This is a genomic window from Fictibacillus marinisediminis, assembly GCF_023149135.1.
Classification (GTDB): Bacteria; Bacillota; Bacilli; order Bacillales; family Fictibacillaceae; genus Fictibacillus_C; species Fictibacillus_C marinisediminis.
This window is the reverse complement of sequence record NZ_JAIWJX010000002.1, coordinates 2,524,416-2,536,974: the sequence shown is the minus strand read 5'-3', so window position 1 is coordinate 2,536,974 and position 12,559 is coordinate 2,524,416. Positions and strand designations below refer to the sequence as shown.

Annotated in this window: 14 protein-coding genes; 10 read left to right on the top strand and 4 right to left on the bottom strand. The window is 45.5% G+C overall.

Annotation, left to right across the window (positions count from 1 at the left end; all coding sequences use genetic code 11):
- Positions 1–220 precede the first annotated feature (220 nt).
- The 4 genes from LCY76_RS13490 to LCY76_RS13475 all read left to right on the top strand — a co-directional run bounded on the left by LCY76_RS13490 (position 221) and on the right by LCY76_RS13475 (position 4,126).
- Positions 221–1,186 carry an MBL fold metallo-hydrolase gene (locus tag LCY76_RS13490; RefSeq protein WP_248253063.1) on the top strand — a complete coding sequence of 322 codons (966 nt, stop codon included), beginning with the start codon at positions 221–223 and terminating at the stop codon, positions 1,184–1,186.
- A 3-nt stretch (positions 1,187–1,189) separates the two neighbouring features.
- Positions 1,190–1,978 (top strand): SDR family NAD(P)-dependent oxidoreductase, encoded by a 789-nt coding sequence (locus LCY76_RS13485; protein WP_248253062.1) that lies wholly within the window; start codon positions 1,190–1,192, stop codon positions 1,976–1,978.
- Positions 1,979–2,172: 194 nt separating this feature from the next.
- Positions 2,173–3,417 (top strand): glycosyltransferase, encoded by a 1,245-nt coding sequence (locus tag LCY76_RS13480; RefSeq protein ID WP_248253061.1) that lies wholly within the window; start codon positions 2,173–2,175, stop codon positions 3,415–3,417.
- Positions 3,380–4,126: an HAD-IIB family hydrolase gene (locus tag LCY76_RS13475; RefSeq protein ID WP_248253060.1), complete on the top strand. Its 747-nt coding sequence runs from the start codon at positions 3,380–3,382 to the stop codon at positions 4,124–4,126. Before LCY76_RS13480 ends, LCY76_RS13475 begins: the two co-directional genes overlap by 38 nt.
- 42 nt (positions 4,127–4,168) lie before the next feature.
- Here LCY76_RS13475 and LCY76_RS13470 read toward each other — a convergent pair whose 3' ends face one another.
- Complete coding sequence (locus tag LCY76_RS13470) at positions 4,169–4,366, bottom strand: YqzH family protein (RefSeq protein ID WP_248253059.1); 198 nt, start codon at positions 4,364–4,366, stop codon at positions 4,169–4,171.
- Positions 4,367–4,543: 177 nt separating this feature from the next.
- Here LCY76_RS13470 and LCY76_RS13465 point away from each other — a divergent pair, with 177 nt between their 5' ends.
- Both LCY76_RS13465 and LCY76_RS13460 read left to right on the top strand, forming a co-directional pair.
- A complete protein-coding gene (locus tag LCY76_RS13465; RefSeq protein WP_053357967.1) occupies positions 4,544–5,803 on the top strand; it encodes a Y-family DNA polymerase in 1,260 nt (419 codons plus the stop codon).
- A gap of 21 nt (positions 5,804–5,824) precedes the next feature.
- Entirely contained in the window at positions 5,825–6,157 is a 333-nt protein-coding gene (locus LCY76_RS13460; protein WP_248253058.1) for a YolD-like family protein, read from the top strand.
- A 39-nt stretch (positions 6,158–6,196) separates the two neighbouring features.
- Here the strand turns inward: LCY76_RS13460 and LCY76_RS13455 are convergent, their stop codons facing one another.
- On the bottom strand, positions 6,197–6,442 hold the full coding sequence (locus LCY76_RS13455; RefSeq protein ID WP_248253057.1) for an HPr family phosphocarrier protein: 246 nt from the start codon (positions 6,440–6,442) through the stop codon (positions 6,197–6,199).
- Positions 6,443–6,590: 148 nt separating this feature from the next.
- Here LCY76_RS13455 and LCY76_RS13450 point away from each other — a divergent pair, with 148 nt between their 5' ends.
- Positions 6,591–7,241 (top strand): TVP38/TMEM64 family protein, encoded by a 651-nt coding sequence (locus LCY76_RS13450; protein ID WP_248253056.1) that lies wholly within the window; start codon positions 6,591–6,593, stop codon positions 7,239–7,241.
- A gap of 53 nt (positions 7,242–7,294) precedes the next feature.
- Here LCY76_RS13450 and LCY76_RS13445 read toward each other — a convergent pair whose 3' ends face one another.
- Entirely contained in the window at positions 7,295–7,579 is a 285-nt protein-coding gene (locus LCY76_RS13445) for an HPr family phosphocarrier protein (protein WP_053357971.1), read from the bottom strand.
- A gap of 139 nt (positions 7,580–7,718) precedes the next feature.
- Here LCY76_RS13445 and LCY76_RS13440 point away from each other — a divergent pair, with 139 nt between their 5' ends.
- The gene (locus tag LCY76_RS13440) at positions 7,719–8,294 is read left to right on the top strand and encodes a DedA family protein (protein ID WP_248253055.1); all 576 of its coding nucleotides are present in this window, start codon (positions 7,719–7,721) and stop codon (positions 8,292–8,294) included.
- 55 nt (positions 8,295–8,349) lie between these two features.
- On the opposite strand, the gene LCY76_RS13435 is transcribed toward LCY76_RS13440, so the two are convergent.
- Positions 8,350–11,505: an efflux RND transporter permease subunit gene (locus LCY76_RS13435; protein ID WP_248253054.1), complete on the bottom strand. Its 3,156-nt coding sequence runs from the start codon at positions 11,503–11,505 to the stop codon at positions 8,350–8,352.
- A gap of 152 nt (positions 11,506–11,657) precedes the next feature.
- On the opposite strand from LCY76_RS13435, the gene LCY76_RS13430 reads away from it, so the two are divergent.
- Together LCY76_RS13430 and LCY76_RS13425 are read left to right on the top strand one after the other, a co-directional pair.
- Complete coding sequence (locus LCY76_RS13430; RefSeq protein ID WP_248253053.1) at positions 11,658–12,209, top strand: PadR family transcriptional regulator; 552 nt, start codon at positions 11,658–11,660, stop codon at positions 12,207–12,209.
- Positions 12,210–12,211: 2 nt separating this feature from the next.
- Positions 12,212–12,550 carry an iron-sulfur cluster biosynthesis family protein gene (locus tag LCY76_RS13425; protein ID WP_248253052.1) on the top strand — a complete coding sequence of 113 codons (339 nt, stop codon included), beginning with the start codon at positions 12,212–12,214 and terminating at the stop codon, positions 12,548–12,550.
- The last annotated feature ends 9 nt before the right edge of the window (positions 12,551–12,559 follow it).

The window sequence follows — 12,559 nt, the reverse complement described above, 5'->3', positions numbered from 1 at the left end:
AGCCGGTGGATTCCATTCTCTTTCAGCCGTTTAATGAATTACTGGTCCCTTTCAGCGCCGTGTTCAGCGTTCAGTTATTACAACACATTATGCAATGAGTCAGTACAGTATGTCAAGTTTATAAAAAAGATAATTTTGAATATTTACTTTTTTATAGTGCTGATCTTTTGCTATACTGATTGATATATATATATGCATGAGAAGAGGTCAGGTGAAAATGTTGAACCAGTATATAATAACCATCGCGCTTCCGACACCGTTTCCGGTAGGGGATGTCAATGTCTATCTCATACGGGGAGAAAAGCTTACCCTTGTTGACTGCGGACCAAAAACGCCTGAGGCATGGAGCATCTTTCGAGAGAAACTGGCGGAGAACGGGCTGGAAGAAAACGATATTGAACAGGTGATCTTTACCCATTATCACCCGGACCATGTCGGTCTTTATTCATACTTTACGAGCCCGGTGCCTGCTGTGCTCGCAAGTTTAGAAGAAATACCCTATCTCAGCCAGCAGCAAGAATTTTTTGTACATAGAAATCAATTTTATGAGGGGTTTTACAAAAAAATGGGAATGCCGGAAGAAGCCGTCCGGTTTGAACATAGGAAATTAAAGAAGTATCTTGAGCTTTCTGCTGTGGTCCATGCTTCCCCGGCGTTATATGAAGGAGAAGAAGTGCCAGGGCTGCCAGGGTGGACAATCATGAAAACACCGGGCCATTCTCCAGATCATCTTTCTCTGTTTCATCAAGAGAGCGGTATTATGATTGGAGGGGACTTTTTGCTGCAGCGTATTTCGTCCAACGCACTCATCGAGCCTCCCCCTCTCACGAAAAGAGACCGGCCTAAACCGCTGCTGCAATACCGGGATTCACTTAAGACGGCAGCCGAACTCCCCATAACCGTCATCCTGCCGGGGCATGGCCTTCCAATCTCCAACAGTTCTGAGTTGATCGAAGAAAGGCTTGCACAGCAGAACAACCGGGCGGATGTCCTATGGGAGATGCTCGCCGGGCATAAGACGGCTTATGAATTAAGCAAGCTTTTATTCCCGAGGATCTATCAAAAGGAACCTGGGCTTACTCTCTCGGAAACCGTGGGGCATCTTGATCTGCTTGAAGAGGAGGGAAGGATTCAAGCGGAGGACATACAGGGTATTATTTATTACAAGCGGGCAGAAGGAGCGTAAGATATGAAGGATTTAAAAGGAAAAACGGTGGTTATCACAGGGGCTTCCGGAGGGCTTGGAGCCCGGATCGCGTTTGATGCGGCAAGCCTTGGTGCTAAGCCGGTGCTGATCGCCAGAAGCCTGGACAAACTAGTGAACGTAAAAAAAGATCTAAAAGAACATTTTGATGTGGAAGCGCTGATCTATTCGCTGGACGTTAGCAACGCAGAAGAGGTGAAAGCGGTTTTCGCAGAGATCACTCGTACGGTTTCTGTCGATGTTCTGATCAACAACGCTGGATTTGGAATATTCGACTACTTTATTGATGCGGACCTAAACGATCTTTCCAGAATGCTTCAGACCAACGTGGTCGGCCTGATGGCTTGTACACAGGCAGTGCTGCCGCAAATGCTGGAACGGCGTTCTGGCCATATAATCAATATTGCGTCACAGGCAGGAAAGATATCCACACCGAAGTCGAGCGGATATGCCGCTTCTAAACACGCTGTTCTTGGCTTTTCAAACGGATTGCGGATGGAGCTCGCAAACAGTGGAATATGGGTAACAGCCATCAACCCGGGGCCGATTGAAACGAACTTTTTTTCCATCGCAGACAAATCGGGTTCCTATGAGAAAAACATCAAGAAGTGGATGCTGTCCCCGGAGTATGTTTCTAAAAAAATCATTTCGGCGATCGGCCGTCCTGTCCGTGAGATCAATCTGCCTCTTTGGATGAATGCAGGCAGTACGCTTTATCAGCTTTTTCCCAAGCTTGTAGAAAAGCTTGGCGGAAATGCATTCAAACAAAAATAGACAATAATTATATTATGTAAACAAGAAAGATGCGTATATTAGCGCATCTTTTTTCTTTTCCTAAACCTTCACAAAAAGGAATAAAGTCTTAATTTAATAGGACTAAAGAAGCTATTTTGGTTTGTCTGAGGAGAGAACGGGTATAAGTAACTTACACGTTATAGACCGCAACAATAGAAAGAGGGGTAGCAGTTATGAATAAAAAAGTTTTATTTATATCAGACCATGGAGACCCGCTGGCAAAACTGGGCGGAAAGCAAGCTGGAGGACAGAATAATTATGTGTACCATTTGGCGCTTGCCATGGAAAATAGGGGATGGGATGTTGATGTCATAACCCACTGGTGTGATAAAGATGCTCCTCAGACGGAGGCATTTGGAAAACGCTCTAGAGTTATCCGCATCCAAGCCGGTATCAAAGGCTTTGTATCCAAAAATGAAATGTTTCAAATACTGCCCGGCTTTTTTAAAGAAATCGAGGAACTTGTTCCTGTTGATCAATATGATATAATTCATACTCATTACTGGCTGTCAGGGATATTAGGCCGCCAGCTTCGCAGAAAGTACAATATACCGTTTGTCCATACTTCACATTCCCTTGGAGCAGCTAAAGAACGGGCCACAGGAGAAAGGGATGAGCGCAGGTTCCAGTATGAACGAACCATTCTCCGTTCCGCTAACCGCGTGATCGCCACGACCAACAGCGAGAAAAGCCTGATCCATGACTTTACTAAACAGCCTGCACCTGTTGATGTCATTCCAATCGGTGTATCTCCAACTTTTTATCCTTTAAACCAAAAACCCGCGATAAAACAAAAATTGGATGTTCACGGCCCTCTCGTGTTTTATGCCGGCCGGCTGGAAGAAACCAAGGGTGTTGAAACCCTCCTCAAAGCATTCAGATACTTGATTCAATGGGGTGACGTCCCGTCAAACACTAGACTGATTCTTGCTGGAGGACAGAAAGAAGAGATCGGTGATGATCAGCTTCCCATTCAGGAAAAACAGCGTTCCTGGGTGAAAGGAATTGAGCGTTATGTTCAGTTTGTAGGGCCGAAAAGCCAGGAGCAGCTGGCGGAATACTTTAACGCTGCCAACGTTGCTGTCGTGCCTTCCTATTATGAATCGTTCGGAATGGTGGCTGCAGAGGCACAGGCATGCGGATGTCCAGTGATTGCCTCACGTGTCGGCGGGCTTCAAAATGTGGTGGTTGAAGGAGAAACAGGGCTGCTCGTCAACCCAAAAGACGCTCAGGATTTGGCGCTCACCCTGGAAATTATTTTAAACAATGACATCATTGCACAAAGGCTCGGCAAACAGGCATCCTCTCTTGCCGAACGCGATTACCGCTGGCCGAATGTGGCAGCGAGGGTAGAGCAGGTGTACGAGGAGGTTCTGTCAGGTGAAACGAGAAAACGTTACACATCTTTTAGCTACTGATCTTGACGGAACCTTGGTGGGAGAGAAGGAACTGACTTCTTTGCTGTTTGATTATTATAAAGAACGTCCCTACAATGTGCAGCTCGTTTATGTTACAGGAAGACACTATGCTTCTACCATGGAGCTGATCAAAGAGGAAGAGCTTCCGATGCCTTCCATTCTCATTTCGGATGTTGGTACGGAAATGTATGACTTGAATGATCCAGAGCTTCATGAGCGCTGGAAAAAAACATTGGAAGAAAAGTGGAATCCCGCTGAAATTTCTCGCATCGTCCAATCCTGCAGCGGCTTAACGCCTCAATCGATTCCATCCGTGCATCGGCTTTCCTATTTTGCAGAAAGCGATGAGGCGGTTGAGGAAGTGAAACGGAAGCTGAGCGGCAGTTCGGTGCCGTACAAGCTGATTTTCAGTTCCGGAAGAGATGTAGACATTCTTCCGCCAAATGCAGGGAAGGGAGAGGCGCTATCCTTTCTGCTTCGGGAAAAAGGCTGGGAGAAAGCAAATGTATTAGTTGCCGGCGATTCCGGCAATGACCGTGATATGATTACACTTGGATATCCGGCTGTCGTTGTCGGAAACTGCCAAAAGGAATTAAAACAGCTGCCAGACCACCCTATGATTTTCCGTGCGCAAAAGCATTGTGCAGGCGGAATTCATGAAGCGTGGGAGCATTTCTTTGAAAAAACTCCAGTTAAAAATAGCATATAAAGCAAGCACCCCCCCTATAAACCTCGCTTATAGGGGGGGTGTTTATTCTTTTGTAATAAAGCTGTATACGACATCTTGAACCGTCAAATAAGGATCTTCTGCTTCTTCAGTTTGAAGTTCTTTTTTTACTCGTTCCTGCAGGAGAGCATAATCCTTTTCAGTATAAGGGATGGCCTCTTTCTCGTAAAAATAATCCAGCAAAGCCTTTTCCAGCCATTTGCGCAGCAGCTGATTCTCCATTCTGCACTTCCTTTCCTCTCCCAACAATGTAGCCTACGTATGCTTGCCGGTCAATGGATTTTTTAAGCCGGAAAGCTCCCTGAAAAAATTTCCATTGAGAAGAGAACATATATTCGGTTAAAATGGGTATACATAATAAATGAGAACGAACGTTTGCTTTTGGAGGGGTGAAGGAAGTTGATCGATTATTCTATGATTCAAAATCGTTCAATTCTGTGCATGGACATGAAAAGTTTTTATGCCAGCTGTGCGGCTGTGCGCTTAGGGCTGGACCCGCTGACCTGTTACCTTGCTGTAGTAGGGAATACAGAGAGGCAGGGAAGTGTGGTCCTGGCTGCTTCTCCTTGTCTGAAAAGAGATTTTGGAATAAGAACCGGAAGCCGGCTGTTTGAGATTCCGAAAGACAGCCGTATTCACATCGTGGATGCCCAAATGGCTTTTTTTCTACAGCGTTCCATGGAGATCACGCGCCTGCTCAATCGGTTTGTTCCAAAAGAGGCCATTCATACTTACAGTGTGGATGAAAGTTTTATTCAGGCAGACGGGACAGAACGCCTGTGGGGAGGCCCGGTGCAGCTGGCCCAGGCCATCCGGATTGCCATAAAAGAAGAGTTCGGTCTGCCTTGCGCCATCGGAATCGGGCCGAACATGCTGATGTCTAAGCTCTGTCTGGATTTGGATGCGAAGAAGAAAGGCGTGGAAGAATGGACGTATGAGGACATTCCGGAGAAGCTATGGAAACTTTCTCCCTTGAGCAAGATGTGGGGCATCGGTTCCCGTGTGGAACGGACGCTTAATCTGATGGGCATTACAACCGTAGGCGACCTTGCCCATTATCCGCTGGAGCTCTTGGAAAAAAAATTCGGCGTGATGGGAAATCAGCTTTATTATCATGCGTGGGGAGTGGACCTCTCGGAGGTGGGGGCTCCCATCATGCAAGGCCAGATCAGCTATGGAAAAAGCCAGATCCTCCTTCGTGATTATACCGATCCGAAAGAGGTTCAGCATGTTATTTTAGAAATGTGCGAAGAAGTGGCAAGGCGGGCCAGAACAGCGAAAAAGGCAGGGAGAACAGTCAGTCTGGGAATCGGCTACAGCAAAGAAGAATGGGGCGGGGGTTTTTACCGTTCAAAGACCGTAGCTGAACCGACTAACATTACGATGGAGATCTACCAGGTGTGCCTGGAGCTCTTTCATACCTTTTATGAAGGAAAGACGGTCCGTAAAATCACCATTGCTCTATCCAATGTATGTGAAGATAACGAAACGCAGCTCAGCATCTTTACACTTGAGCATCCTAAAAAGCGAAAGCTTGGATACGTGATGGACGATATCCGCAGGAAATACGGCTCCAATGCTCTTCTCCGGGCCGTTTCCTATACGAGCGGAGGAACGGCTCTGCACCGCAGCACCCTTTTAGGCGGCCATAAAGCGTAAAACCAGAATGGAGGGACTCTAATGATCAAAGACCGCGGAAGCATCAAATGGACGGCAATGATGCTGCCTGAGCACGTAAAGCAGTTAAGGGACTGGGAGCGGGAAGAGGCGTGGCTTGAGAACACTGAGCTTGATGAACAGCAGTTGGAGGAAATGAACCAGCAGATCTTTTTGGCGATGGAAGAGGCAAGGAAAGTAGCCGTCCTTTGCCGTAAACCCCTTGGTGAAAAAGCAATACAGGGCCTCATCCATTACTATGACCCACATCACCGTCTGCTCAGGATAATGAATGCTGAAGGAAAGAGACAGGATGTTCCTCTCGATGCCATCATAGGGATAGAGATGGATGTTTAAAGACACATAAAAAAGCCAGCCTTATAAAACAAGGCTGGCTTATTCGGCCTCAGCAAACAGTTCAGAGGCCAATAATTTTTTCTGCAGGGAGTCAAGATTCGCTTCGCTTGAAATTTCGATTTCTTGCCCTGGCTGTATGGATAATGCGATAAGACCGAGCAGGCTTTTTCCGTCGGCTGTCTTATCTCCTTTTTTAACATACACGGCTTCTTCATAACTTCCCGTGAACTGGACGAATTGGCTTGCGTTTCCGGCATAGATTGGTTTTTTCGCAATAATTCTCAAGTTAATCTCTCTCCCTGCATATCCTTTTTATACAGCTTATGAAGGGTGAATAGAGAAATGTCATAAAATTTATTTTAAATTAAAGTGACTTCTATCGGAAAATAAAGGAAAATATAGAAAGTAAGATGGTGGAGAGGAGCAGTAAAGAGTGATTCGCAATAAAAAAAGAATAATGAACTATTTAATTATATTCAGTTTGGCAGGCTGCCTTTTATATATCAACCATCGGTATTTAAATTTAACGCCGGAGCGGTTTAGAGGCTGGATTCTGTCGTGGGGAGTTTGGGCTCCAATCGTTTATATCGCTTTATATGCCTTCCGGCCGTTTGTGCTGTTTCCATCATCCGTGTTTGCAGTGACAAGCGGCTTGGCCTTCGGGTTATATTGGGGGTGTCTGTATACATACCTGGGATCCTTGTCAGGCGGACTCATGACGTTTTTAGCAGTGAAATGGATCGGCAAAAAAAGCGTAAAAAAGGAATGGAAGGGAAATTATCAGAAGATCCAGGAGGGCATCAAGCAGCGTGGATTTATTTATGTACTGATCCTCCGCCTCCTGCCGATATTGAATTATGATCTTGTGAGTTACTTGACGGCCGCGGCAAACGTCAAGTTTAAAGATTACGCGGCAGCCACGGCCATCGGAATCATACCGGGCACATTGGCATACACCTACATAGGAGCTTCAGTGGCGAATACAGGGATGAAGGAAATTTTAATTTCATCCATCATCATCATTACTTTGATTATTCTTCCGGTTGTAACAAGGAAGAGATGGCAAAAAAAACTGGGCCTCTAGCCTCTCTCATGGAAAAAGAAGCGCTGAATGGCATTAGCGCTTCTTTTATATGTTTATGTAGTCGCTTTGGAAGGGAGAAGCTGATGAAGAAGCTGCTGGATGGCCGAATCAGCATCGGCCCCCTCGGTGATCAGCAGAAAAGATTCACCTTTTCGGAGCATCATGAAAAACGTAACAAGGCATGTTAATTTTTTCGCGTGCAGGGTGACTCCGTTTTTACATAAAAAGACGTTGGACTGAAACGATCTGGATATTTTTACGAAATCCGTAACCTTTTGAATGGTGAATTTAGAAGCGTCACTGGTAATGGAGACGGTTTTTGAACAAATCTTTTTCATATATAGGATCCTCCTGAAATGGATTGTAATAGTTATCTACAGCGTATCTACCCTGTAATAAATCGTTTCAAACCAGGTGAGATTGAAAACATCAGGAAAGGGAATAGTGAGGGGGAGAAAGAAGGAGGAGGATGCACGGATGTTTGAAATGATCTTTCATTTTTTAAAAGAGTTGGGAGCGGTCGGGCTATTTATCGGGACCGCCCTGGAGGCTTCCTCGATTCCTTTTCCCGGTGCGCTGGTCATTCTGATCTACGGATTTCTGCTGAAGCCAAACCTGATCGAGAGCTTGCTTCTGGCATTGGCAGTAAGTGCCGTATACACCATATTCAGCTATGTACCTTATATGATAGGTTATAAGCTTGAAAGCAAGATGAAAGAGAAGTTCAACGAGAAGAAAGTAGAGAAAACGAAGAAAGTGTTTAAAAAATACGGAGAGTGGAGCATTGCTCTTTCCCGGCCTTTGGGAATCGGAAATTATGTTTCCTACGCAGCAGGGATGAGCAAGGTCAATCGGTGGAAATTCGGCGGGCTGACCTTTATCGGCATCTTTCCTTTAGCAGTTGCCATGCTGTTTTTAGGCAGGCTGGGGGAAGTCAAGACCGTTAATCATGTGCTGCAGGCTTCACAGTCCTATATTCTTGCAGGGGCAGGAGTCCTACTGGTTGGTTTTTTACTGTATAAATTCGTTTATAAGAAAAGGAGGGCAAGCTAAACAGCAGACACATAAAAAGCGGAAACCGCTCAGGTTTCCGCTTTTTAGATAACTTTTATTGGTTTTCTCTTTGCTCTCTCTTTGCCTGTTTTCGGAAAAAGAGTTCATAGAGAACAGGAACAATGATCAAGGTCAGGAGGGTGGAAGTGGTCAAACCTCCGATCACAACGACCGCAAGTCCTTTTGAAATTAACGTTCCGGAAGACGAAGTCAATGACAGCGGGATGAGGGCAGCAATCGTTGCGAATGCGGTCATCAATATCGGGCGAAGACGTATTTTTCCGGCTTCGAGCAAGGCCACGCGAATGGTCATACCTTTATTTTCCCGGTTTTGGCCAATCCTGTCGACAAGGACAATGGCATTGGTGGTAACAATACCGATCAGCATCAGGATACCGATCATGGCACTGACCGAAAGCGGCTCATCCACAAGGTAAAGGCCGCCGATGGCACCGACCGGAACGAAAATCAGGGATGAAAGAATGATAAATGGAATCCGGGCACGGCCGAAAGTAACCAGCATTGTCAAGTAAACCAGTCCCACGGCAACCGCGATGGCTAAACCTAACTCCTTAAAGGTTTTCACCGTTTCTTCACTTCCGCCACCGCCTTCAGTTGATACATTCTTCGGCAGATCCACTTTGTTCTCTACATTTTTAATAACGTCTTGTGTAACCCCCTGGACGTTATTGCCAGGTACTTGGGCAGATACTTGCGCATACACTTTGCCGTCCAGCTTTTGAATGGCAGTTACAGCGTCAATATCTTTAATTTTTGCTACTTCAGAAAGAGCAACCGGCCCTTTTGTTCCAAACACTTTTAATTTTTTAATCTGATCCAGTGAATCCGGTTTTTTATCATACGTAAGGCGGACATCACTTTCTTTGCCGTTCAGTTCAAAATTTCCGACAGAAGCAGTCTTGGTGGCGTCATTGATAATGCTCAGCACTGAATAGCCGGATACTCCCGCTTCAGCCGCCTTTTTCGTGTCGATCTCTACGATCCACTGCCGCTGAGTATCCTTGAAATTGTTGGAGACATATTTCAGGTCATCACGGGACTTCATATATTTTTCTACCGATGCAGCCCCTTTTTGGAGCGCATCCAGGTCTTTGGAATACAGGTCGATGTTTACTTCATTATTGGAAGGCGGTCCTCCAGACTGAGCTTCCTGAAGGCTGACGACTGCATCCTTGCTGTCTTCGCTGACGATGGATTTGATTTTTTTCTCAAGCGACTTGATCTCTTTGTTAACGCTTGTGCCTTTTTTTAAGTTAATAAAGTAGTTGGCCACATTCTCGCGTTTTAATCCGGATTGGAAATCTCGGCTTCCGATTCCTGCCGTTACTTCTTTCACCGTATTGCGGCTGTCCAGCATTTTCTCGACTTTCAATGAAATGTCGTTCGTCTTTTCAACCGTTGTAGAAGCTGGAAGTTCAATATTGGCCGTAACGGTCTTTTGCTCTTCATTTGGAAGGAATACCATGCCAAGCTTTGTTGAAAGGAACAGGGATCCTGCAAGAAGAACGACAGAAACAAACAGTACGATGAACTTATGGTTCAGGGAGGAACGGATGACTTTGCTGTACGCTCTCTGCAATGGCCCATCATTGTTTTCAGGTTTTACCTTTTTAAAAGCAAATTTAGCAAGGATTGGCACTATGGTGATGGCAACCAGCAAGGAAGCCAACAAAGCGAATACGACAGTAAGGGCGAACGGCAGGAAGAACTCTCCTGTTATACCGCCGACGAAACCGAGCGGCAGGAACACAACTACGGTTGTCAGGGTGGACGAGACGATCGCTCTTAATATTTCTTTCGTTGAATCGATGACAAGTTCGTTTCGAGAGTATTCCCCACTGCTTTTACGAATACGGCGGAAAATGTTCTCGATGACGACGATACTGTCATCCACAACGCGGCCGACGGCTACTGCCATCCCGCCCAGGGTCATGATGTTCAGAGTAATACCCAGCTGATTCAAAAAGATTGCTGAGATAAGCAAAGACAACGGAATCGATATGATGGCAATAATGGTCGCCCGCACATTCCTTAAGAACAAGAGAACAGCCAATGACGCGAAGAGAGCACCGAAAAGCCCTTCTTTGATCAGGGAATTGACAGAATCCTTGATGCCGTCTGCCTGGTCAAAACCGATCGCGTAATCTATTCTTTCTTTGTACTTATCTTTGTTCAGGATGGACATGACGCTGTCGGCCACTTCGACCGTATTGGCATCCTGCTTTTTCGTTACGGCCATAGACAGAGACCGTTTTAGGTTGTAACGGGTGATTTCATTCACATCTTCTGATTGCTTGATGGAAGCGATATCCCCAAGCTTTACCGTTTGAGGCTGGGCAGCCGCTGCAGCAGCAGTTGCTCCGCTTTTACCGGAATTTCCAGGGCCTTGGGCTGCGCCCCCAGGTGCCTGCTGCTGTCCTTTTGCCCCGGGAGAAGCTCCGGATGGAGGCCCTCCGGCAGATGGCGGCAGTTCAAGTGATTTTAACTCTTTAATGGTTTTTAATTGTTCCTCCACACGGACAGGCACGGATATATCACCCGAAGTGACATTGCCGGCAGGGAAGGAAAGAAAGCGGGAGTTGATCGCATCTTTGATGGAGCTTAGAGAAAGGCCCATCTGCTGCGCTTTTTTCTGGTCGACTTGAATGGAAACGAAATCCTCCTTCACTCCGCCGACTGAAACGTTATTGATTCCCTGAACTTTTTTCAGCTCGGGCACCAGTTCTTTTTCTACGAACGGCTGAATGTTATCGCCGTTCTTGGGGAATAAAGAGATATTGTAGATCGGGATGGTACCGAATGAGAAGCGGTTAACCTCAATGCTCACTGTGTCGGGAAGGTCAGCTTCTTTAGTAATCGTGTTGATCTGGTCTTCGATATCATCCATGTTTACTGAAAAAGGAAATTCAAGGTTGATGATCGAAACGCTTTCAAGTGAAGTGCTTTTTACAGACTTCACATTATCGAGGCTTTTCAGCTTTTCCTCCAGTTCATCGGTTACCTGTTTGTTAACATCCTGAGGAGAGGCACCAGGATAAGTCGTTTGAACGGTGATTTGCGGAAACTCTACATTCGGAAGCAAATCAACCTTTAAAGAACTAAAAGAAAATAAGCCGCCGAGAATTAATAAAAATGAAAAAATAAAGACTGCGACAGGGTTTTTTAAACTAAACCGGGTCAACCAATTCATCGTTCACTCTCCTTTGTTTTGATATGTGTATTTTCACATATGTTCAAGTTTAGTATAATAAAAGTACTAGAATCATATCAAGCATTTTCCACCGATGATTGTGAAGAATATGTTAAAATAACAAACAGAGACGGAAAGAAGGAATGAAGAGGATGGCGTTGAGATATGCGCTGCTTGGATTGTTGGCCAAGAGCGAGGCAACCGGATATGAACTGAATCAGCAGTTTAAAGAAACGATGATCCACTTCTGGACAGCCCATCATACACAGATTTATCGCGAACTTGTAAAGATGGAGGAAGAGGAGCTTGTAACCTCGCAAGTGATTCATCAAGTGGACTATCCGGATAAGAAGGTATATCAAATCGAACCAAAAGGCTATGAGAGGCTGCTGAAATGGCTGCTGAGCAAGGAAATCTCACAGCCGAAACTAAAGGATGACCTGTTATTGCGTGTTTCATTGTTTCATCTTATACCTCCAGATACGGCTGTTGCTTTTTTAGAACGGGCCAAGGAACAGCATTCTTTTGGCCTGGGATTGATGAAAAACTGGAAAGACAGCCATTTTCCTGAAGACAGCTTTCAGCAGGAGGATCTGGGAGAATATTTAACATCGGAATTCGGAAAACGCTACATGCAAAACTGGATAGAATGGTGTGACTGGGCCATCCACGTTATACAAACCATGAACAGCAAGGAGAAATGAACATGAAACTGGAATGGACGGAAAGAGCGATTGAAAAGATAAAGAGTAAGATACAGGAAGGCGGCCGCATTCTGCTGAAATATGATACGGAAGGCTGCGGCTGTGTGGTCAGCGGGGTAGCTGCACTTTGGATTGTGGAAGAAGAACCTGAGGGCACGGTACAGCTTGAAACAAACTTCCTGCCCGTTTATATGGAGAAAAATAAGATGGTGTTCTTTGATGAACAGATGACCATTGATTTTAAAAAGGAACAGCATACGTTTCAGCTGAAAAGCCCAAATCAGATGCTCAATCCGCATCTTAGGCTCGAAAATAAAATAAAAAAAGGAAAAGACGCCTAAAAAAGCGTC

Excerpts from the sequence above, each read along its gene's own strand:
- LCY76_RS13440 (WP_248253055.1), top strand. The coding sequence starts at position 7,719 with ATGTTTGAAATGATCTTTCATTTTTTAAAAGAGTTGGGAGCGGTCGGG.
- LCY76_RS13480 (WP_248253061.1), top strand. The coding sequence starts at position 2,173 with ATGAATAAAAAAGTTTTATTTATATCAGACCATGGAGACCCGCTGGCA.
- LCY76_RS13435 (WP_248253054.1), bottom strand. The coding sequence starts at position 11,505 with ATGAATTGGTTGACCCGGTTTAGTTTAAAAAACCCTGTCGCAGTCTTT.
- LCY76_RS13430 (WP_248253053.1), top strand. The coding sequence starts at position 11,658 with ATGGCGTTGAGATATGCGCTGCTTGGATTGTTGGCCAAGAGCGAGGCA.
- LCY76_RS13485 (WP_248253062.1), top strand. The coding sequence starts at position 1,190 with ATGAAGGATTTAAAAGGAAAAACGGTGGTTATCACAGGGGCTTCCGGA.
- LCY76_RS13445 (WP_053357971.1), bottom strand. The coding sequence starts at position 7,579 with ATGAAAAAGATTTGTTCAAAAACCGTCTCCATTACCAGTGACGCTTCT.
- LCY76_RS13460 (WP_248253058.1), top strand. The coding sequence starts at position 5,825 with ATGATCAAAGACCGCGGAAGCATCAAATGGACGGCAATGATGCTGCCT.
- LCY76_RS13425 (WP_248253052.1), top strand. The coding sequence starts at position 12,212 with ATGAAACTGGAATGGACGGAAAGAGCGATTGAAAAGATAAAGAGTAAG.
- LCY76_RS13470 (WP_248253059.1), bottom strand. The coding sequence starts at position 4,366 with ATGGAGAATCAGCTGCTGCGCAAATGGCTGGAAAAGGCTTTGCTGGAT.